Raw genomic sequence first — 21,168 nt, 5'->3', positions numbered from 1 at the left:
CATGACCACTCCCACCCGAAACAGACTGCAGGAAGGTGGTGCCGTGGGCACGCTGCGGCAGACCGCTGTCTCGCACATCGGTTTCACCGTTCCCGACGTCGCCGCCACCGCCGACTTCTACGGCCGCACCGTCGGTCTGACGGTGCAGGAAAAACTCGCGGGCGGCGGCCTGCGCCTCGGCTGGGGCCTCGGACACCATGTTCTCGACCTGACCGAAGGTCCGAAAGAACTGTCTCACTACGGCTTCGAGGTCCGTGACTCCGACGGTATCGCCGGAATCACCGCGCGACTGAAGGACGCAGGCCACGATGTCGCGGATCTGGATCCGTCCGTCATCGACCATGCCGTCGGCGTACCGTCGGGCATCTCGGTGGCCGACCCCGACGGCACCACGGTGCATTTCCACGGGCAGGTCGCGCGCCAGGGTGAGAACGCTGCCGATCCGGGACGACGCCCGATCAAGTTCCAGCACACCACTCTCGGCACGGACAACGTGGCGCAGATGGTCTCGTTCTTCGTCGACACCGTCGGGTTCCGCATCTCCGATCAGCTCGAGGACGGCAAGTTCGCGTGGCTACGCAGCGACCGCGATCACCACACCCTGGCCGTCGTCGAGAACGGCAACCCCGGCGATCTCGACCACTACTCCTACGATCTCGCCGAGTGGGAGGACTTCAAGTCCTGGTGCGATCGCCTCACCGAGATCGGCGTCGACGTCGTCTGGGGCCCAGGCCGTCACGGCCCCGGCAACAACCTGTTCGTCTTCTTCGACGATCCCGCCGGCAACCACATCGAGCTCTCGGCCGAGATGGAGAAGTTCCACGACGACCGAGCCACGTACGTGACGCGGCAGTGGCGTCCGGTACCCGCGTCGGTGAATCTGTGGGGCGGACAACTGGCGAGCTGGCGCAAGACGAGTGAGAGCGAGATCTGACCGATGGCCTACATCAGCTACGAGCACAACGATATTCGCGGAGTCGGCGAGGTCGACGGCGACACTCTGATTCCGCTGCAGGGCATCGACGCGATCGGACGGACCAGTTCGCTCGAGGCACTTGCCGGCGCGGATCGGCTGACCCAGGCGCGCCTGTCGATCTCGGACGTGCGGGTGCTCCCGGCGGTCACCGACCCGGCCCGAGTGATCTGTGTGGGCCTGAACTACCGCGACCACATCGCCGAAACCGGACGCGAGTTCCCCACGTACCCGGTGATGTTCCCCAAGTACGCCTCCAGCCTCATCGGTGCCTACGACGACATCGCCGTACCGCCGGAGAGCTCCGAGGTGGACTACGAGGGCGAGATGGCCGTCGTCATCGGACGCACCGGTCGGCGCATCACCGAGGAGAGCGCGCTCGATCACGTTCTGGGCTACACCGTCGCCAACGACATCACGATGCGCGACTTCCAGTACAGGACGCACCAGTGGATGCAGGGAAAGGCATGGGACGCGAGCACTCCTCTCGGCCCCCGCATAGTCTGCCCAGGCGAGGTGGACCTCGCGAGCTGCGGCATCCGCACCGTCGTCAACGGCGAGAAGGTCCAGGAGTCGGATCTGTCGCAATTGCTGTTCACGGTGCCGAACTTGATCGCGACCATCTCCACGTTCACCACCCTCGAGCCCGGTGACGTCATCCTCACCGGCACCCCGGGCGGCGTCGGATATCGCCGGAAGCCGCAGCTGTTGTTGAAGCCGGGCGATCACGTGAGCGTGGAGATCGACGGTGTCGGTTCGGTCAGCAACAGACTGGTGGCGGAAGTGCTGTGAGGCCTGTTGCCCGGCCGTCTTTTATGGACGTGAGCGCGAATTGTGCTGCAGCACAGCCACCATGCTCGAGCCCGGTTCGTATCGGCTGATCCACGTCGCCTGGACGGCGTGATAGAGATCGGGCTTGCCGCTCCACACCGTCGCGGCCGGAACGTTGCTGCCGTCGAGTTCGTGATGCCAGGAGCCGTCGACGCGGTCGAGGAAGTACTCGGCAGCGACGTCCCACCAGGTGCGGTAGTCCTGCTCGTAGCGGTCTTCTCCGGTGCGGCGCGCGAGTGTCGCCGCCGCACCGATCGCCTCGCACAGCACCCAGTGCAGACGTTCGGTCACGACCGGCTCCCCCGACCAGTCCGTGGTGTAGACGAATCCGGGAGTGGGCCCGGGTTGCCAGCCGTCGACCGCTGCGCGGTGGTAGAGCGCACGGGCGGCGGCGATACGGTCGTGCCCGCTCGCATCGAGGCTTGCCTGCACGAGAAGTCGGGCCCACTCGAATCCATGACCCACTGTGGCTCCGTAGGGCTTGAACTGGTTGGCGGTGTCGTCGCTGTTGTACTCCAGCTGCGGGATCCACTCGGCGGTGAAATGCTCCGGAACACGCCAGTCGTTCGCTTCGGCCCAGCGACATACGTTGTCGCAGATGCGCAGTGCCCGCTCGCGCCAGATCCGCGGTGCGCCGGCATCTGCAGCGGCCAGCAGTGCCTCGACCATGTGCATGTTGGCGTTGATCCCGCGGTAGTCGTCGAGCACGGACCAGTCCGCAGTCCATGTGTCCGAACACATCCCGTGATGATCGTCCCAGAAACGACGTTCGACGGTATCGAGTACCTCGTCGAGAAGCTCTCGGCCCCGGAGGTGCCCCACTGCGGTGGCAGCCGACGCGGCAAGTACCACGAAGGCATGCGTGTAGGCCGATTTCACGGCATCGGGCGAGGTCGCGTCGGCACTGGACTCGAACCAACCACCGTTCGTGCTGTCTCGCAACGTCGTCAGCAATCCCTCGAACACCCGATCGGCTTTCCTCCGAGACCCCGGCCGTCCCAGCATCGAGGCGAGAAAGTGCACATGCGCCATCCGCGCGGTGATGTACGTATGGGCCGGATGATCGAGGTCGGGGTTCCCTCGGCCGTCCAACCACGCCGCACCACCGGCCGGGTGGTCGAGTGTGGTTCCGAAATCGAGAAGCCTCGATGATTCGGTGTCGAGCCACAACTGATGTGAGGGCAGCGTCAGCCAGCTGCGACCATCTCCGGTGTCCATGTGTTCATTGTGCGCCCGACGAGAAAGCACCCGACGCCGGTCAGCGAGAGACGCTGTAGCGCAGGTACATCCATCCTGGCACCGGGAAGAGCTTCTGTTCGGCGAGAACGAGGTCGAGGTGATGTCCCACCGGAAAGTAGGGCTTGCCACTGCCCAGGATCGTCGGCAGAAGGATGACCTCGAACTGATCGATCAGGTCGACCAGCGAGGCTGCCAAGGCTGCTCCTCCCACAGCCAGCGTTCCCTCGGTCTCCCGCTTGAGCCGCTCCACCTCGGCGATCGCGTCTGCGCTGCGCACCAGACGGCAGCCGTCGGCAACGGAGTCGAGAGTGTCGGAGAAGACGATCCGGGGAGTGGCCTTGTACAGCTCGGCGAACTCCGCCTCTACTTCGTCGCCGTCGAGGCGTTCCGGATCTGTCCAGAAGTCTTCCATGGCCTCGTACAGTCGGCGTCCGAACAGAAACGCAGCGGTCGCTTCGGTCTGCCGATTGGAGAATCGATGTGACTCCGCGTCGGGCACCGAGAAGTCGAGACTGCCCGCCGAGTCTTCGATGTAGCCGTCGAGGGAAACATGCATGTTGTAGGTCAGTATGGCCATGTCGCTCCTGGGGTCGGGTGGATTCGAAAGTATGACTTCGACGGTCCCCGGAATTCACCGGTAAGCAGGTCAGTCCAGGATCGCAGTGGCCTCCACCTCGACGAGAACGTCGGGCTCGAACAGGTAGCCCACACCGATCAACGACGCAGGTGGCATCGGAGTAGGTAGTCCGATCTCCTCGGCGACGCGGGTGACGCCGTCCATGAACTCGCCGATCCGCTCCGGAGCCCAGTGCGTGACGTAGAACGTCAGCCGCAGGACGTCCTCGAATGTTGCTCCTGCACCGGCCAATCCGATCGCGGTGTTGCGCAGCGCCTGCGCCACCTGCCCGGCGAGGTCGTTCTCGGCGATCGCCGACCCGTCCTCGTTGCGCGCGATCTGACCGCTGACATGGATATGTCGAGACCCCTGGCCCACGGCTATGTGGTGATACGGAGTGGGTTGCATCATGCCGGACGGGGTGAATCGAGTGACGCTCATGGAGTTCCTTTCGTCGTGACCATTACCAGGTATAACCTTGATACTTGGTACACAAAGGACACTTCAAGGGAACCTGGTTTCATGACCGATACCGCCGATGCCGCGACAGAACTGACGATCAGTGCCCCTCACCGTGAGCTGTTGGATCAGGTGCTGGACAAATGGTCGCTTCAGGTGCTCAACGAACTGTGCGAGCGCCCTTGCCGATTCAACGATCTGCGCCGTGCAATTCCGGCGGTGACTCAGAAATCGCTCACGGCAACGCTGCGAAAACTCGAACGCAACGGCATCATCGAACGGACGGTTCTCAGCACTCGCCCGGTAGCGGTGGAGTATCGAATGACGCAACTGGGCAAAACTCTTCGGGCACCCGTCGACGTGCTGTTGGCCTGGGCGGCCGCTCACATGCACGAAATCGACAGCGCACGAGATCGATTCGACGCTCTCTGATCCGCTCACCGCAGCAGCGTGCTGCCCTAATGTTCCGATATCTCGGAGAAGAGGTACACCCATGGCGAGCAATTCACAGCACTCCACCGCACGCGCTGACGCGTTGCTGTCCGCCCTGGTTGCAATGCTGCAACCGAAAAAGTTGGTCAGCGTGGGTGCCAGCAGTGCCGGAATCGCATTGTCGAGGGCTCTCGAATCAGCGGCACCCGAAGTCTCGCCCCAACTCTGGAACTTTGCCACCGATCCGATCGAGTCGGTCACCGAGTCCTTGTTCGACTTGCCCCCTCGGGATCTGCACGACATCGGCCCATTCGACCTCGTCTGGATCGACGATGAATCCCTGGTGTCGAACGCACGGACCCTCCGTACTCTGTGGCCACACGTGGCGGAGGGAGGGGTTCTGGCCGTGCAGAACTCGTTCTCTCCGGCTGGGTCGAATCCTCTGTGGAATGCCATTCTGCGTTTCGGTGCCGACGACATCGAGACCCTGACGCTTCCGGGAATCGGCCTTCTGAGGAAGCGATCGGAGCCCGTTCGCGAGGTCGAGTTCACCGACGAGATGGTGTCCGCCACCGGGGTTCCGTTGCGGTTCGAGTCCATCGGCATGCACGACGATGCGCCGCTGCTGGACCACGCGACCGGCGTGCTTCGTGCTCTCGCGGATTCGGATCTTCGGGCGGTCCTCTTCGCGATCGGCAGTGGAGTCTCGACAGTGGCTGCGCTGCAATCCCACACGTCACTGTCGGTCCGTGCGACACACAAAGCGATCGCACGCCTGCTGACTCTGTCGGTGGTGACCCGAGTGGACGATCGACTCGTTGTGGAAGAGAACACGCTGAAGAGTTTTCGGAATCTCCCGCGCACGACGCCCCCACCGACCGACATGCCTCGGCACAGCCGGGACCGACCCGAATTTCTGAGGGCGATCGCCCGCCAGTTGAGTACGACGGGATGGTCCTCGGAGCGTCAGGTCAACGAATTGTGCAGCTTCTTCGACGACGACTACGCGACATTGCGACGCGAGCTCGTCGACACCGGATTCCTCGAGCGAAACAGCTCAGGTTCGATGTACCGGGCGCAGAGCATCGAATAGACCGCCTGGTCGACGTCCATACGGAGGGGGCCCAGGATTCGGACGACGGCGTTGCGGGCAACCACTGGGTGAGGGCAGCAAACTTTGCTGGTCGCCATTCGGAGGTTTCCATGTACCTGCACGTTCAGTCACTCATTCACGACATTGCCACCGACGAGCCCGATCCGGCCGCCGCGAACGCCCTCCAGGAGGGCCTCGGTGGACAGTTCGGCGAGATGCGCACGATGATGCAGTATCTGTTCCAGGCCATGAACTTTCGCGGAGCTGCGGCCAAGCCGTACCGCGATCTGATCCAGGGAATCGGCACCGAGGAGATCAGTCACGTCGAGCTCATCGGCACCACCATCTCACGGTTGCTGGACGGCTCGCCGCAGTACCAGGGCAAGCTGGAAGACCCGCTGGACACGCCCGGTGCGGGCGGGGCGACCCCATTGAATCTTGCTCTGTCACAGGGCAATATCCACCACTACCTGGTCGGAGCACAGGGTGCACTGCCGGTCGACTCCGTCGGCAACCCGTGGAGTGGTAGCTACGTTTACAACTCCGGCAATCTGGTCCTCGACCTGATGTACAACCTGATGCTCGAGTCGACCGGCCGCCTGCAGAAGTGCCGGATGTACGAGATGACCGCCAACAAGGCTGCGCGCTCGACCATTTCGTACCTCATCGTGCGCGATCAGGCCCACGAAAACGGCTACGCAAAAGCCCTCGAAACCCTCGGCGTCGATTGGAAGAAGACGCTGCCGATCCCGAAGACCAACGCGGAGAAGTTCCCGGAGGTCCAGAAATTGGTCGAACTCGGCCTGCAGAGCAAGCAGTACAGCTTCGACCTCACCGGCGCGTCCGAGGCCGGACGCATCTACCAGGGCATGTCGCCGTCCAAGGACGGCACCGACCTCGATGCCAGTGAGCAGGCCCCCGCCGGCGCTCCGATGGAGATCTCACCCGAGCGACTCGAGGAGTTCGCGCCCGGACTGGACACCGACCTCATGGAGCTCATTCAGCAGACGGCCGAGATGGAGATGGCCGATATCGACGCCACGTTCGGAAAGATGAAGTAACTCCGACGCTTTCGTAGCCCGACCTCCATCGCACGACGGAGGTCGGGCTGCGTCAGGTCCAGTACAGAAGCTGCGCTTCGGGTAGGACGGATTCGAGTTCTTCCACGAACCACGTCCGCATTTCCGACATCGTGTCCTTCGGGTAGACGTACTTCACGCCACCGAACTTGTTTCTCTTTGCTGTGCGGGCACTTTCGTCCATCTCGAGCTTCGTCCCCGGGTACCAGCTCAACAGCACGTCCTTGCTCGACGGTGTGAATCGGTGGGAGATGATCTCGGCGGTCAGGTCCAGATCGGGAACGTCACTCAACGCCTCGGCGACATTCGACAGAAGTCGGCCGTACTGCTCCTGCCACCCCGGAATGGGCATGATCGGAGCGATGGTGAGCCCCACTCGATATCCGGCCAGCGCAAGCTGCCGTAGCGCCTCGATTCGAGCAGGCATCCGCGCAGTTCCGCCCTCGAACCGATGCGCGATGTCATCGGCATTGACCGACAAACGAACTCGGGTACGGCGTCGGTGGTCCAACGTCACCAACTCGGTGACGTCGTCGAATTTGGTTGTGAAGCGCAACGACACGTCATCGCCGTAATCCCCCGCGCCCACTCGACGAACGGCCTCGGCGAGGGATCCGGTCACATGCTCGATACCCAACGGATCCGTATAGCAGGACAACTCGAAAGTGGTTCCCTCGTGCCCACGTTCCTCGGTGCCGGAGGTGATCGTGCCGCGGCCTGCGTGGGTACCGATGCCGGACAGCACGTCGTCGATGTTGGCGAACACCCTGGTGATCGGCGGGCCGGACAACGACCCCGCCAGATAACAGTACTGACAGTGGGCCGGGCATCCCTTCGCCAGATCGATACGCCAGTCGGCGCTCGGCGGAATCGGTTGTGGTTTCAGCACACTCGGTGGTGCGACCACCACGGCCATCGTCGTCTTCGCTCGCGCGTAGGTCTCTCGCTCGGTCTCGCCCCGTAGACCCGTCAGGCGGTCACCGGGCAGCACGTCGATCTCGGTCACACCGGCCGCTTCGCACCGTCGAACTATCTCCGCAGTGTGGGGAAGCTCCGATGCAGACCGCGTGATCAGGACGCGCGACGGCGTCCAGAGTCGAGTGGGTGCAGAGAGGGTGTCGTCCATTACCTGGAGTCAACGCCCGCACACGGTGGATCCTTCCCGTTTCGGGGTTACGAGACCCAGGTGTTCGACGGTACCTCGGCGGGCCTACCCAACAGATAGCCCTGTCCTTGAACGAAACTCGGCAAGGCGTCGAGCTGGTCGGGGGTTTCGATGCCTTCGACAACGCACCCCAGATGCAGATCTCGGGCGAGATTGATGATCGCCCGAACGATACTGCTGCTCGTCTCGTCGCTGGTCATCGTGGCGGTGAACGACCGGTCGATCTTCACTGCACTCACCGGCAGTGTGGCCAGATACCGCAAACTCGCGAATCCGGTGCCGAAGTCGTCGATGGCGATGCCGACACCCAGCTCACGCAGTTCACCGAGCTGACGCAGCATCGAGGAGCCGGACTCGAGCAGCACCGACTCGGTGAGTTCGAGAATCAGGTCCGCCGGAGCCATTCGGTGCCGTCCCAGAGCCGCGCTCACCACAGCAGCCATATCCACGTGTTGAGCCTGCCGGGCACTGAGATTGACGGCGATCGTGACGGGGACACCCGAGTCCGAATCGAGCGGGTTCGCCGCGCGCCATCGAACCAGAGTGCCCAGTGCGTCCTCCAGCACGCGCTCGCCGAGCTCGGAGATCAGACCCGTGTCCTCGGCCACCGGAATGAATCGGTCCGGCGTAATTCCTGCGCCGTCGTCGTCACGTAAGCGCGCGAGTGCCTCGAAGCTCGTGAGCGCTCTGCTGTTCAGGTCGTAGACCGGCTGATAGACGACGTTCAGCCTCGCAGCTCCGCGGTGTTCGGGATCGAGAGCACCCCGCAAGGTCCGCTCGATGTAAGCACGCTCGAGGGCGTTCGCGCGCAGCGCGTCGTCGAACAATTCGATCCGGTCCTTACCGAGTTGCTTGGCCCGGTACATCGCGGAATCCGCGTCCCGCAGTACCTCCTGCGCGCTGGCACCCTTGCGAACCAAAACCATGCCCACGCTGGCCGACACCACGTACTGGCTGCCCTGATACACGATCGGCGCGGCGAGAACCGCTCGGATGCGCTCTGCGACGCGCTCCGCCAACCCCGCACCGGCACGCTTGTCGGTTCCACGTTCGGCCGGCAACGCATCGACGACGAGGACGAACTCGTCACCGCCGACACGGGCGATCGAATCGTTGGCTCGCAGCACCGACCGCAACCGTCGCGCAACCTCGACGAGAACCGCATCACCGGCAGCATGCCCGCCGGTGTCGTTCACTCGTTTGAATCCGTCGAGATCGCAGAACAGCACCGCAGCAGCGGCTCCCGTGCTCTCACCGCGTGCGATCGCCGAGCCGATACGGTCGAGCAGCAGCATCCGATTGGGCAGCCCGGTCAGCGGATCCTGCAGGGCCGCTCGCTCGAGCGCGAGTTCTGCCTCGACGACGTCGGTCACTTCCCGCACCACCGAGAGGACCTCCGACACCTCACCCGACGGCCCACGTCGAAAGGGCGTGGTGCGTCGGGACAACCACCGCAGCGAGCCGTCGGCCGCGAGTACCCGATACCGGATACTGACGCTCTCGCCCTCCGGAAGCGACGCCGCGGTTCGGTCCGCCGCTCGGACGACCTCGACATCTTGTTCCACCACCCCGTCCAATCGATCCTCGCCGTCAGTGGAGTCGTCGGACCGACCGAGTCCGAGCCACGGCACCCGACCGTCTTCGACCGCTCCATCCGAAGGTGGACCGGTCAGCAACGACCGCAGGCTGCGAGAAGCCCACGTCACCCGGCCGGTATCGACGGCGGTGACGGTCGTGATGTCCGGTGAAGCAGTCAACACCGCGTCACGAAAGGCCCGGGCCTGCTCGAGTTCGGCTCGTGCCGCCCGCTCGGCGGAGACGTCCTCGGAGAGCACCATGGCACCGACTATCCGGCCCGAATCATCGCGCAACGGCCTCGCTTCGACCTGAAAGATCGCTCCCGTTCGAGGACTGACGGAATCGAACGAAATCTCCTCACCCGCCACGGCCGCCAGGTAATGCGGCTCGAGCAACGCGAAGGCTTCCGGCGACACCGTGTCTCGGAGCAGCTGCCCCTCCATCCGTCGTGGGTCGTAGCCCTCGGCCACCAGACCGGCACCTTCGACGAGGACGAATCGTAGATCGCAGTCCACGACCAGAACGGACGTGTGCGGCAGGTTGGCTGCCAACTGCCGGTATCGAGCCTCGCTCGCATCGTCGAACATCGAAGGCGAGCGGAGCAACGGACCGTAGAAACGACGCATCCCCAGGTAGATCACACCGGCAAGTGCCGTCGATGCCGTCACCGCGACGTCGAGGGTGCCGCCCATCGACTCCCGCATCGCGTCGAGCATCCCCCCGCCTGAACCTGCAGCGAGATGCGAGGCGTGGCCGTCGAATCCTGTCCACAGGTGCACCGCGTGCACCAGGTGATGCGCGGCGCAGGTCAGGAAGATCGCTGCTGTGGCCACCGCCAACCTGTTGTTGCGCAGCTGTCCGGTCCGCATCAGCCCACGGACGATGAACAGCACGATCCCCAGATACGCGGCAGCGGTGATCCCGTTGAGGACCACCACCCACACCCAGCCGCTCACAGTGCGTGCTCACCGAATCGAGTCCGACAACAGGCGCGCTGGATCCACTCGACACAGACGACGGGCATGACGCGACCCCCAGGGTTGTAGCCCACCGCGCAGAAAGACCGGTCCGGCCGGAGAAACCGAGTCGACCAGCCGCTCAGCACTTTGATATTCGACGAAGGTTATCCCACTCCGATTCCCACAGCCGCCATTGGCGCAGCCCGAGAAATAGGTGTCGGCCTGGTGATTTCACCCTCCCGCGCAGCCCTCGACACCCCGTCGAACCCGTGGAGCAGAGTCGTCGGGTAAGAAGCTCTCATGCCCTTCGCCGACGAACTCCTCGGCCCGGATGCGGCCGGCACGCTGTTTCGGACCATGCGCACCGCTGCTCCGAAGGCTGACCTGTCGGTACTCGAAGGATCGATCGATCGTCTGGGTCCACTCGCGCTTCGAGCCCGCGCAGATCTGTTGCGTGACGGCCTGCTCTCGGCACTGCCCGGCACCTACACGGAGTTCGCCCGCATCATCCGACGTGCCGCCACCGATCCCGACTTCCGGGGCTGGGCGATCTGGCCGGTCACGAGCGCTGTCGCATCGAAGGCCGTCGAGGAGAACACCTCGAACGCATTCGACGACGGAATGGCCTTGCTTGCCGAACTCACCGGCCGACTCAGCTCGGAATTCGCCATCCGCTCGTTTCTTCGAGCCGACCTGGATCGGTCGCTCGCAATCGCGTCGGACTGGACGACATCCTCGGACGAGCATGTGCGGCGTCTGGCGTCGGAGGGCACCCGCCCGTATCTTCCGTGGTCGGTGCGCGTCCCCGAAATACTCGAGCGCCCGGGCGTCACGGTGCCGATCCTGGACCGGCTCTACCGAGACGACAGTGATTACGTTCGACGGTCTGTCGCGAACCATCTCAACGATGTCAGCCGAGACGTCCCGGACTTGGTCGTCAGGACCACCACTCGGTGGCTCGACAGCCCGGACGCACACACCGAAAAGCTTGTGCGACATGCCCTTCGGACGGTGATCAAGAAGGGAAACCGGGACGCACTCGAGCTGCTCGGGTTCGCTCCGGCCGACCTCGAGGTGGACGGCCCCACCCTCGACGTCACGGAGCTGCCCATGGGCGGAGAAGTGGAGTTCACGGCCTCGATCCGCAACGTCGGCACCGAACCGGCCAAGGTTGCGATCGACTACATCGTGCATCACACCAAAGCCAACGGTGGGGTGACGGGGAAGACGTTCAAGCTGACGACGAGAACGATCACGCCCGGCGACAGCATCGATGTGCGACGGCAACATTCGTTCAAGCCGCTGACCACACGGAAGTACTACCCCGGCCCACACTCCATCGAGCTCCAGATCAACGGTGTGAGTTACGGTCACGCGGAGTTCACGCTCAGGGGCTAGCGGCGAGCGTCGTGCAGCTCACATGCAGCACCTCGGGTACGTCCGTACGGTCGAAGAGGTGCGCAAGAAGTGGCGGTGGCTGGCAGTGGTGCTCGGCATCGCCGTGCTCGTCGCAACCCCCTCGGTGATCGCGCGCTTACCCGTCGACCCGTCCGACATCGGCGCAGCCGAACTGCTCGAACAGGTCAAGTCCTCCACCGAGACGCCGTACTCGGGCTACGCCCAGGCGGTCGGCGGTGTCATCATTCCGGTGACCGAGGGGCTCGGCGGCCTGCCGGATCTGCTCGGCGACACCACCTCTCTGCGTGCCTGGTATCGCGCCGCGGACAGCTGGCGCGTCGACACCGTGCGTCTGGCCGGTGAGCGCGGTCTCTACCGGAGCCCGACGCGGCTGTGGAGATGGGACTACGAGCAGAACACGGCCGTGGTGACCCCGGTCCCCGAACCGAGCCTGCGCCTGCCACGCGAGGCCGACTTGCTACCCCCGGAGCTGGGGCAGCGGTTGCTGAGCGAGGCGACCGCGGATGAGGTCACCCGGCTTCCGGCACGCCGGATCGCCGGCCGGGACGCCCCTGGCCTGAGGCTCGTCCCCAGCCAGCCGCAGAGCACCGTCACCGGAGTCGACGTCTGGGTCGACCCCGGCAGCGGGCTCCCGCTGCAGGTCGACGTGCTGGGAGCCGGGGCCACCCGTCCGGTCGTCAGCACCGCGTTCCTCGACTTCTCCTCCGAGACCCCCGATGCCGACACCGTCCGTTTCGTTCCCCCGCCTGGTACCGACGTGCAGCAGCAGGACGGTGGCGACATCGCCTCGTTCGCCGACCGGCTCGACACCGCAGGCCTGCCGTCGACCCTGTCCGGCCTCGATCTGCGCCCCCGCGAGGGCCAGGGGTCGGTGGGAATCTACGGCCGCGGTGTGACCGAACTGTTCGCCGTTCCCCTGCCACGACGCGCCGCGGGCGGACTCGTCGAACAGTTGCAGTCCGCCCCCGGGGCAATCGTCACCGACGACAGCGTCGCGGTGTCGATCGGTCCACTCAACGTCCTCGTCACCGGACCCACCGACGACCGGCGTCGCTATCTGCTGTCCGGCACCGTCACCGCGGAGACCCTGACGACCGCCGCCCAACAGCTCGGAGGAGCAGCCACATGATCCGCACGACCGGCCTGACCAAGAGCTACGGATCGGTGCGGGCAGTCGACGGTGTCGACCTCGACGTACGCGCCGGCGACATCTACGGTTTCGTGGGCGCGAACGGCTCCGGCAAGACGACGACCGTGCGCATGCTGCTCGGCCTGGTACTGGCGACCTCCGGGCAGATACAGGTGCTCGGCGAAGAGATGCCCCGGCGACGCAGAAGCGTGCTGCCACGCGTGGGGGCGCTGATCGAGAACCCCGCCGCCTACCCCAACCTGTCCGGACGCAGAAACCTCACGCTGCTCGACGCGGCCGGTCCGGGTGGGTCCCGGCGGACCCGGAAAACCAGGGTCGGTGAAGCCCTCGAGCAGGTGGGCCTCGCCGGGGTGGGACGCAGACCGGTCAAGCAGTACTCGCTCGGCATGCGGCAGCGTCTCGGGCTGGCGGCGGCGCTGATGCGTACCCCCGAACTGCTGATCCTCGACGAGCCGACCAACGGACTCGACCCACAGGGAATCCTCGAGATTCGAGAGTTGCTGCTGGGCTTGCACTCTCAGGGCACCACGGTGTTTCTCTCCAGCCATCTGCTGGCCGAGGTGGAGCAACTGTGCGACCGAGTGGGAGTGCTCGATCGAGGTCGACTCGTCCTACAGGACCAGCTGTCCTCGATGCAGCGGTCCACCGGCCGGGTGTCGGTGCGCACGGCGGACCCTGCCCACGCCGTCTCCCTGCTCTCCGGCGTCGAGGGGGCCACGGTGCTCGAACGTGTGGGTCAGCAACTGATCGTCGAGCACCCGGACCCAGCCGAGCTGAACCGGCTCCTCGTGGAGGGCGGAGTCCGGGTGAGCGAGCTGAGCGAGCAACGGATGAGCCTCGAACAGTCCGTGCTGGCGGTCACCGGGGCCAGTTCCGACAGAGTCGACGCCCCCGGCGCACTTCGAGACAACGCCACCCGGACCGAGGTGACCGCATGATCGGCGTCGAACTGCGCGCAATGCTGAGCCGACCCCGCACCTGGGTCGTCATCCTTCTGCTCAATCTGCTGCCGAGCATCGTCGCGGGCCTCCTCGCCCTCACCGACGTCGGTCCGCGTCCCGGCGAAGGCCCCGCCTTCCTCTCTGCGGTGACCACCAACGGCCAGCTGTTTCCGCTCGCCGCGCTCGCCATCGTGCTCCCGCTGTTCCTGCCCGTCGCCGTGTCGGTGATCGCAGGCGATGCCGTCGCCGGGGAGGCGCAGGCCGGCACGCTGCGCTACCTGCTCGCCCGCCCGGTGGGACGAACCAAACTGCTGGTGGCGAAGCTGATCTCGGTTGCCGCCTTCGTGCTGCTGGCCGTCGTCGTCGTGGCCGTCATCGCATACTTCGTCGGCACGACGCTGTTCGACGTCACGACCCTGGGGGGCGTCTCCAGCGTGTCCGGCACGGTGCTGACCGACGAACAGGTCGCCACACGCACCGTCATCGCCGTGCTCTACGTGACCATGTCCATGCTCGGAGTCGCCGCCATGGGCCTGTTCCTGTCGACTCTGACCGACTCCCCGCTCGCCGCGACATTGGGTGCGTTGGCGTTCCTCATCGCGAGCTCGCTGCTGCTGACGCTGGACGCCGCCGACGCCATCGCGCCGTACCTACCGACGCGATACTGGTTGGCTTTCGTCGACCTGTTCCGCGACCCGGTGCCGACGCGGGACCTGATGCGCGGCGTCGGTGTGCAGGGCGTCTACGTCGTCGTTCTTCTCGGCGCGGCGTGGGCGAACTTCACCACCAAGGACATCACGAGCTGAGACGGCTGCAATCAGCTGCGCCGAGCTGGGTGGTGGAGTCGCCGTCCAACTGGGCAGAGACCATCGCGCCGACCAGAGGATCGCGGGGCAGGTTCCCGTGATCGACGGTCGAGTCCGCACACACGCTCTGGACAGGGATGTTGACGGCCCCGTCGAGTTCGGCCGACGTCGGCGGGGTCACCACCTGATCCAACTCGGTCCAGATCGACACCCACTGCGGACCCTCCGGGGTCTCGTCCCCGGAGTTCAGGGCGGCGAACACGGAACTGTCCGGGGCGAGCTGCTGACAGGCGGTCGCGCACTGGTCGGGCACGAACTGGGCCGCCAGAGCCGCCACCTGAGTGCCGTGGTGCGGGGAGCCGAGAGTGACAATGCGTCTGGCCTGCTCGGCGCCGCCCAGATCCGTGGCCCAGAGCCGGGCCACCACCCCACCGGCGGAATACCCGACGACGTCGACCGAGCTCGCTCCCGTCCGAGTCAGAGCCGCGTCGACGGCGTCGCGCAGGGTCTGCGCCTGCACGGTCAGATCGCCGACGCCACCGTCGGGCAGAGCTACGACGGTGGCGTCGCGACCGTCCTCCCGTAGTTCGGCCCCGAGCACCTCCAGCGAGTCGGTGGATCCGCCGAACCCGGGGATCAGCAGCACCGGGCCGGGTACGGATTGGTCGACGCTCGCGACGGGGTCGCTTGCGGGACGTGATGCGACGAAGGCCGCCACAGCCGCGACGACCGCGACCAATACGAGGGCCAATAAGACGAACACGAGACGGCGGCGAGCCGGGGCGAGGGAGGCGAACACTCTGTCCAGTGTGCCTGGAGATCACGCCTGATCGCGGACCACCGGAGGAACGAGCACGAACTTCCCCACGTGGTCCCTCTCCAAGAAGCGCTGCTGCGCGGCCGCGATCTGCTCGAGCGGAAACGACTCGGCCAACAAGGGACGAATCTCACCGGCTTCGATGTACGACACGAGGTTCGGAAACACGTCCTCGTCCCACGCCGTGCAGCCGAGGAGCGTCAGGTCGTTCAGGTACATCGTCCGTAGATCCAACGCGACGATGGGTCCTGCGATCGCGCCGGAGGACACGTACGTTCCCCCACGAACGAGGACGTCGAGGAGAGGACCGAAACCGTCGCCGGCGACATTGTCGATCACCACATCGACGCTGCGCGTGCCGAGGGCGTCCACCACGTCGACATCGCGCCCGTACACCTCGTGGACGCCGAGTTCGCGGAGCTGGTCGTGCTTGGCGCGGCTCGCGACGCCGATCACGCGGGCACCGCGACGAGCGGCGAGTTGCACTGCGGCAGAACCGACTCCGCCCGACGCGCCGGTGATGAGTACCGTCGACCCTCGATGCACTCCCGCGCGGGCGATCATGTTCTCCGCCGTGCCGTAGGCACACGGAATGGTCGCCAGCTCGGCGTCGGTCCAATCACAATCGACCACGAAGATCTCGCTCGCCGGAACGACGACGAACTGGGCGAACGCGCCGTCCATGTCCGAACCCAACCAACGCGTCTCCTGCGACGAGAATCCGTCGACACGCATGCACGATCGAACCAGGACACGGCTGCCGACGATGGATTCGACCGTCCCGGGACTCCCACACACGAGACCGCAGCAGTCGGTGCCCTGAATCAGCGGAAATGGCGTCGCGTCGTTCCACCCGCCGTCCGCGTACCAGCCCACGCGTGTGTTGATCTCGGTGTTGTTCATCCCCGCGGCCAACACGCGAACGAGCACCTCACCCGGACCCGGCACGGGTATCGGCACCTCGGACACGACGAGTTTGTCGTATCCACCGATGCCGGTGGTGACGATGGCTGTCATCAGGCCACCACTGGCTCTTCCGGTTCGCATGAAGTCATCTTGCAGGACCGACCGGGCGAAGAGGTCGATGGAGCGCTGGCGCTTCGATCAGAGGATCAATGCCCGGGTGCCGAGGTATGTCAGTAGTGGTATCTCGCCGACACGATGACGAGGTCTGAATTGTCGTCGCTGGGAGGCAGGTAGACGAGTCGGTGTTCGGTGTCGATTCGTCGTGACCATGCCCCGGCCAGAGCATATTTCAAGGGCTCGGGCTTGCCGATCCCGGCGTATGGGTCGCGCAAAGCCGCGTCGATCAGTTTGTTGATGCGGGCGAGCATCTTCCTGTCGACGACGGTCCAGGACGTATAGCTGTCCCATCCTTCTTCGGTGAATCGGACTTCGGTCATTCGGCCAGCTTTCTGGGTTTCACCTCCCCGCGGCGGGCCTGCTCCATGCTTTTCAGTAGGTGCGTTGCGTTGGCGGGACTGCGCAAGAGATACGCGGTCTCGATCATCGCGTCGTAGTCGGCCTTCGACATGAGAATCGCATTGCCTCCCTTGGAAACGATCTCTATGGGGGTGTGATCCTCTACGACCTGTTCGACAAGCGGGAACAGACTCTTGCGGGCTTCGGTGCGAGTGATGGCTGACATTTCGATCGGCTCCTTAGGTCCGTGGCGTTGGCGGTCGCCGTCGGACGTGTGCGGCCCGCCTTGCGCGGGCAAATTCCTTCTGTTCGGCCGCGCGTTGCGCGGGAAGTCGCCTTCACTGCGAAAGGTACCACTTTCGGTACAGGTACCACAAGTGGTACCTGTGAGAGTCGCAGCAACCACACAACGACCTGGAGACCGTCAGCGCTTACCTCACGGGCCGGCTGGCCGACGCGAAACAGTCAGCCGAGAAGCCCGCTCGCGAGCACGGCGCGACCACATCAGCCGGCCTGACGCTTACCGGAGCAGAACACGAAAAAGCCCCTCACCGAGTCCTACTGGTGAGGGGCTTCTTGCCTCTGAGCCGCCTAAGAGAATCGAACTCTTGACCTTTTCATTACGAGTCGGAACATCAGAGTACTTCACCGTATTCACCAGTGCGCGCTAGTTGCACATCTACACAGGTCAGACCATGTTTTGCGCCTACCGTGGCTGAGCGCCGTATGCGCCCGTACTCGAACGTGTGTGATCACAACGTGCACATAATCGTCGATCTGACAGGTGCGTCCGTGCGCACGTCTGAGCGCGGTCGTGAACGCCTAACGGATGCGTCACGTGTTCGCGTATGACGTTGCGCCACAGAAGGTCTCTGTGCTGACGTGCGGGCCTTTGGACTCGCGCTCGAAGTCTCTTACGTTGCTTTCGCACACCACCCGACCAGGAGGACACGATGGCAACACCCAAAAAGATCGAAACATTGACCACACGCGAGGTAGCCGAGGCACTGTCCACCACACCTCGCGAGCTGCGCATGTTCCTCCGCGCAAGCAAGGACTACGAGGCGTGTGGGGCAGGTTCGCGCTACGTCTTCGTTGCATCCGACCTCACGCAGATGAAGACTCGCTTCATGACGTGGGCCAAAGAACGCGCAGCCAAGGCCGCCGAGGCTGATGCCAAATGATGCCCGACTATCCACTCTCGATGCGTTGGCTGCCCAACAACGGGTCCGAGCTGACCGACGAACTCGTAGCGGCATACCAGCTTGAGGGCTACGACACCACACCCTCTAACCTAGGCCGCTCGTTCCTGTTCGAGGAGGCCGGGTTGATCTGGACCGACGACGACAATGCACTCGGCATGTACCTCACCCCGGGCGCTGACCCGACCTCGTACACGCGGACATACCTGATGACGCGCATCCTCAAGCGCACTGGCTACACCGCTACGCAGACGTTCGACCGCTTGACCAACGCTTGAACTAGGCCGCCCCGCAGCCCACTGCCACGTGGCGCGATTTGGTGGCAAGAGGCATCGCCGCTCGGTAGGGTCAAGGCACCTCGACTCGCAAGGAGCAAAATGGCCGACCTGCCGATCCGTCGCATACTGACCGACATCGCCGCGGGTTCGATCCGCATTCCGGCCTTCCAGCGGGGGTTTGTGTGGGACGCCGAGCATGTCGCTTACCTTATGGACTCGATTTACAAGAATTACCCATTTGGCGCAGTCATCTTATGGAGGACTAAAGAGAAGCTGAACTCCGAGCGCAATCTTGGACCTTTCACACTGCCCGAAGCGCGGGAGGATTACCCAGTTCATTACGTTCTAGATGGACAACAGCGTCTGACTTCGATCTTCGGAGTTTTCCAGACAGAACTCGTACCGGACGGAGAACATGCATGGACAAACATTTTTTTTGACATGGAAGCCAAGGACGACGTGCAAGAGAGTCAATTTTTCGCTCTCGATGCGGACAGCTACGATCCAAAGCGATACTTCCCCATTTCGAGCTTCTTCGATGTTACAGAATTCCGTAATGCTACGAAAGAACTGAACGACGATCAGGTTCGCCTTATCGACTCGGTACAATCCGTCTTCAAAGAGGCTGCGATACCAACGCAGGAAATTGCCACCGACGATCGATCCAAGGTCGCGATTGTATTTGAACGGGTCAATCGCCTCGGGGTGGAGCTTGACGTCTTTCAACTGCTCACCGCTTGGACCTGGAGCGAAGACTTCGACTTGCAAGAGAAATTTGCCTCGCTATCAGAAGAGCTACGGCCGTTTGGCTTCGCCGATGTAGGCGAAGACAACAACTTACTATTACGTTGCTGCTCAGCCATTGTCGCAGGCGATGCATCGCCAAACGCATTCGTAAATCTTCGAGGCGTCGATGTTCGGGACAAGTTTGACGACATCGCACACGGCATCAAGGGTGCAATAGACTTCCTAAGAACAGAATTTTCGATCGAGACTCTAGCAAATCTTCCCTACCCTGCGAGCCTAGTGCCCTTGGCTGTATTCTTCGCCAAGGACACCAGAAAAATCAGCAACGATGAACGCCACACCTTGACCCTTTGGTTTTGGCGATCCGCATTCACGCGGAGATACTCAGCCGGTGTTGTTCGCAATCTGAACCGCGACATTCTTGAGGCGGCCGCCCTAAGGGAGAAGAAGCGCCAAACCACCCTTGCAACCGGTGTATCTGCGTCGATCGAAAGGGATTTCTTCACCAAGCCTTTCAACGTGTCTACCGTAAATACTAAGACATTTTTGGCAATGCTCGTTCAAGCTGAACCCAAAAGCTTTGTCTCGGGACAGAAAGTAAGCTTGGCTAAAGTACTGCAGCAGTACAACCGCAATGAGTTTCATCACCTAATGCCTCGGGCATACGCGAAAACAATGGGTATCGAGAACGACCGGGTTAATGGATTGGCAAACTTCGCTATCATTTCAGCTGCTGACAATAAGGTGTTAGGCGGTGTGGCCCCAAGCAAGTACAAGGAAAAGATGCCAGCAAAAGAGACTGACGCTATCTTGACCCATGCCCTGTGCCCACAGTCCTTGTTCCTGGACGATTTCGACACCTTCATAGGTGAACGAATCGACAAACTTAATGCCGCCGCATTCGACTTGATGAACACGGGAAAGATCGAGTAGGCACTGACACCGCGGCTTTACACGGCCCCATCACACCAGGTCCGATATGCGCGATTATAAAAGAATCTGGTGCACGATCAGCGCGAGCACCTCACCTAGGTTTCGCGATTTGGGGATTCAGTCGCCTTCTTGAGAACGACGTCACCCGGACCAGGGGGGTCAGGTATTGCCCGCTTACGGCGGTACTCCTCAAGAGTCATTGGCTGGCCCCCAGCCTGTTTGATCATGGCGGCAGCGACATGGAACGCCTCTATCTCTCCTCGATGTTCACGCCAGTAGACATGCCGCTGACGATGCATCTCCATCTCGGTCAAGATCGCCAACACCACCGCCGACAACCTTACAATCTCGTCGGGGTCGAAGGGGAGTTCGCCATCGTTGTGGACCTCGGCCTGTGCGACCTTAGAAGCGAGAGCTGTCTGGGATTCGGACAACCCTGCCTCAAGACGCTCCACGTCCGCCAAGGTCGGCTCGCCCTCAAGATCATGTGCGAGCCTATTCCTCAATGAGTTCAGGACACGCAGTGACGCGGCATCGGTTGGGGACAACAGATTGAGGGCCTCACCCAAATTGACCTTGGATGCAAAGTTCATCCGCTCAAGCCGGAGAGGGGATGGGTTTGGTACTTCTGCTTCGAGCAGCTCGATTAGAAATTTCTCGATCCAAAGGTGCCCTCGAAGAAATACTTCGACAATCCCGCGCCCACGAGTATGAGAGAGGTAGAGACTGAGGTCGATGGGCACGTCGGTAGCTTACGCCGATACGGGCAACGCCTAGCGATACTGAGGAATCCGAGCGCCTTGCTGTGCGAAGCTACAGTAATGGTCAACTGGGTAAGCCTCGCCGCAGGCGCAGTACCGACAACCTTGACGATTCTGTTCAAGATATTGAATGACAGATCCGATGACGGGACCTATCGGCGCATTGAGAAACACATAGAGCTGCTGGCTAACCTCGATATTTCTCCACGGTGATGTGCCGGCCTGAGCCGGTCGAGATTGCGCTTCGAACCCCGTTGGCGCACGATGG

22 protein-coding genes are annotated in these 21,168 nt (G+C 63.2%); 12 read left to right on the top strand and 10 right to left on the bottom strand.

The annotated features are described in order from the left end of the window. Position 1: 1 nt before the first annotated feature. Both R4P47_RS23180 and R4P47_RS23175 read left to right on the top strand, forming a co-directional pair. Complete coding sequence (locus R4P47_RS23180; RefSeq protein WP_317785895.1) at positions 2-934, top strand: VOC family protein; 933 nt, start codon at positions 2-4, stop codon at positions 932-934. A 3-nt stretch (positions 935-937) separates the two neighbouring features. After that, a complete protein-coding gene (locus R4P47_RS23175; protein WP_317785894.1) occupies positions 938-1,765 on the top strand; it encodes a fumarylacetoacetate hydrolase family protein in 828 nt (275 codons plus the stop codon). A 21-nt stretch (positions 1,766-1,786) separates the two neighbouring features. Here R4P47_RS23175 and R4P47_RS23170 read toward each other — a convergent pair whose 3' ends face one another. From R4P47_RS23170 to R4P47_RS23160, 3 genes are all read right to left on the bottom strand, one after another. Continuing rightward, positions 1,787-3,022 (bottom strand): AGE family epimerase/isomerase, encoded by a 1,236-nt coding sequence (locus tag R4P47_RS23170; RefSeq protein WP_317785893.1) that lies wholly within the window; start codon positions 3,020-3,022, stop codon positions 1,787-1,789. Between the two features lie 40 nt (positions 3,023-3,062). Continuing rightward, positions 3,063-3,620, bottom strand: a complete 558-nt coding sequence (locus R4P47_RS23165) for a dihydrofolate reductase family protein (protein ID WP_317785892.1) — start codon at positions 3,618-3,620, stop codon at positions 3,063-3,065. Between the two features lie 69 nt (positions 3,621-3,689). Continuing rightward, a complete protein-coding gene (locus R4P47_RS23160) occupies positions 3,690-4,100 on the bottom strand; it encodes a RidA family protein (protein ID WP_317785891.1) in 411 nt (136 codons plus the stop codon). Between the two features lie 81 nt (positions 4,101-4,181). Here R4P47_RS23160 and R4P47_RS23155 point away from each other — a divergent pair, with 81 nt between their 5' ends. From R4P47_RS23155 to R4P47_RS23145, 3 genes are all read left to right on the top strand, one after another. Continuing rightward, a complete protein-coding gene (locus tag R4P47_RS23155; protein ID WP_149406396.1) occupies positions 4,182-4,550 on the top strand; it encodes a winged helix-turn-helix transcriptional regulator in 369 nt (122 codons plus the stop codon). Between the two features lie 61 nt (positions 4,551-4,611). Next, the gene (locus tag R4P47_RS23150) at positions 4,612-5,643 is read left to right on the top strand and encodes a DUF2087 domain-containing protein (RefSeq protein ID WP_317785890.1); all 1,032 of its coding nucleotides are present in this window, start codon (positions 4,612-4,614) and stop codon (positions 5,641-5,643) included. A 110-nt stretch (positions 5,644-5,753) separates the two neighbouring features. Continuing rightward, complete coding sequence (locus R4P47_RS23145) at positions 5,754-6,704, top strand: manganese catalase family protein (RefSeq protein WP_149406394.1); 951 nt, start codon at positions 5,754-5,756, stop codon at positions 6,702-6,704. Positions 6,705-6,756: 52 nt separating this feature from the next. On the opposite strand, the gene R4P47_RS23140 is transcribed toward R4P47_RS23145, so the two are convergent. Continuing rightward, positions 6,757-7,848: a spore photoproduct lyase family protein gene (locus R4P47_RS23140; protein ID WP_317785889.1), complete on the bottom strand. Its 1,092-nt coding sequence runs from the start codon at positions 7,846-7,848 to the stop codon at positions 6,757-6,759. A 47-nt stretch (positions 7,849-7,895) separates the two neighbouring features. Beyond that, on the bottom strand, positions 7,896-10,421 hold the full coding sequence (locus tag R4P47_RS23135) for a putative bifunctional diguanylate cyclase/phosphodiesterase (RefSeq protein ID WP_317785888.1): 2,526 nt from the start codon (positions 10,419-10,421) through the stop codon (positions 7,896-7,898). 303 nt (positions 10,422-10,724) lie between these two features. On the opposite strand from R4P47_RS23135, the gene R4P47_RS23130 reads away from it, so the two are divergent. The 4 genes from R4P47_RS23130 to R4P47_RS23115 are packed head-to-tail and all read left to right on the top strand — an operon-like array spanning position 10,725 to position 14,740. Then, entirely contained in the window at positions 10,725-11,822 is a 1,098-nt protein-coding gene (locus tag R4P47_RS23130) for a DNA alkylation repair protein (RefSeq protein WP_317549725.1), read from the top strand. Positions 11,823-11,844: 22 nt separating this feature from the next. After that, the gene (locus tag R4P47_RS23125) at positions 11,845-12,972 is read left to right on the top strand and encodes a hypothetical protein (protein ID WP_317785887.1); all 1,128 of its coding nucleotides are present in this window, start codon (positions 11,845-11,847) and stop codon (positions 12,970-12,972) included. Continuing rightward, the gene (locus tag R4P47_RS23120) at positions 12,969-13,931 is read left to right on the top strand and encodes an ABC transporter ATP-binding protein (RefSeq protein ID WP_317785886.1); all 963 of its coding nucleotides are present in this window, start codon (positions 12,969-12,971) and stop codon (positions 13,929-13,931) included. The genes R4P47_RS23125 and R4P47_RS23120 overlap by 4 nt, the downstream gene beginning before the upstream one ends. Next, a complete protein-coding gene (locus tag R4P47_RS23115; protein WP_317785885.1) occupies positions 13,928-14,740 on the top strand; it encodes an ABC transporter permease in 813 nt (270 codons plus the stop codon). Before R4P47_RS23120 ends, R4P47_RS23115 begins: the two co-directional genes overlap by 4 nt. Here the strand turns inward: R4P47_RS23115 and R4P47_RS23110 are convergent. The 4 genes from R4P47_RS23110 to R4P47_RS23095 all read right to left on the bottom strand — a co-directional run bounded on the left by R4P47_RS23110 (position 14,730) and on the right by R4P47_RS23095 (position 17,205). Next, positions 14,730-15,539 carry a lipase family alpha/beta hydrolase gene (locus R4P47_RS23110; RefSeq protein WP_317785884.1) on the bottom strand — a complete coding sequence of 270 codons (810 nt, stop codon included), beginning with the start codon at positions 15,537-15,539 and terminating at the stop codon, positions 14,730-14,732. The genes R4P47_RS23115 and R4P47_RS23110 overlap by 11 nt on opposite strands. Before the next feature lie 21 nt (positions 15,540-15,560). Continuing rightward, entirely contained in the window at positions 15,561-16,604 is a 1,044-nt protein-coding gene (locus R4P47_RS23105; protein ID WP_317785883.1) for a zinc-binding dehydrogenase, read from the bottom strand. Between the two features lie 89 nt (positions 16,605-16,693). Next, entirely contained in the window at positions 16,694-16,960 is a 267-nt protein-coding gene (locus R4P47_RS23100) for a Txe/YoeB family addiction module toxin (RefSeq protein WP_300519553.1), read from the bottom strand. Beyond that, complete coding sequence (locus R4P47_RS23095) at positions 16,957-17,205, bottom strand: type II toxin-antitoxin system prevent-host-death family antitoxin (protein ID WP_317785882.1); 249 nt, start codon at positions 17,203-17,205, stop codon at positions 16,957-16,959. Before R4P47_RS23095 ends, R4P47_RS23100 begins: the two co-directional genes overlap by 4 nt. 727 nt (positions 17,206-17,932) lie before the next feature. On the opposite strand from R4P47_RS23095, the gene R4P47_RS23090 reads away from it, so the two are divergent. The 3 genes from R4P47_RS23090 to R4P47_RS23080 all read left to right on the top strand — a co-directional run bounded on the left by R4P47_RS23090 (position 17,933) and on the right by R4P47_RS23080 (position 20,139). Further along, complete coding sequence (locus tag R4P47_RS23090; protein ID WP_317785881.1) at positions 17,933-18,163, top strand: hypothetical protein; 231 nt, start codon at positions 17,933-17,935, stop codon at positions 18,161-18,163. Positions 18,164-18,183: 20 nt separating this feature from the next. Continuing rightward, complete coding sequence (locus R4P47_RS23085; RefSeq protein ID WP_317785880.1) at positions 18,184-18,459, top strand: hypothetical protein; 276 nt, start codon at positions 18,184-18,186, stop codon at positions 18,457-18,459. A 99-nt stretch (positions 18,460-18,558) separates the two neighbouring features. Next, complete coding sequence (locus R4P47_RS23080) at positions 18,559-20,139, top strand: DUF262 domain-containing protein (RefSeq protein WP_317785879.1); 1,581 nt, start codon at positions 18,559-18,561, stop codon at positions 20,137-20,139. Between the two features lie 95 nt (positions 20,140-20,234). On the opposite strand, the gene R4P47_RS23075 is transcribed toward R4P47_RS23080, so the two are convergent. Beyond that, entirely contained in the window at positions 20,235-20,882 is a 648-nt protein-coding gene (locus R4P47_RS23075) for a hypothetical protein (RefSeq protein WP_317785878.1), read from the bottom strand. Positions 20,883-21,168: the final 286 nt, after the last annotated feature.

Origin of the sequence: Rhodococcus sp. IEGM 1370, assembly GCF_033142325.1 — a bacterium.
GTDB lineage: Bacteria > Actinomycetota > Actinomycetes > Mycobacteriales > Mycobacteriaceae > Rhodococcoides.
The sequence above is the reverse complement of the archived record's forward strand: the minus strand, read 5'-3'. Positions and strand labels throughout refer to the sequence as shown.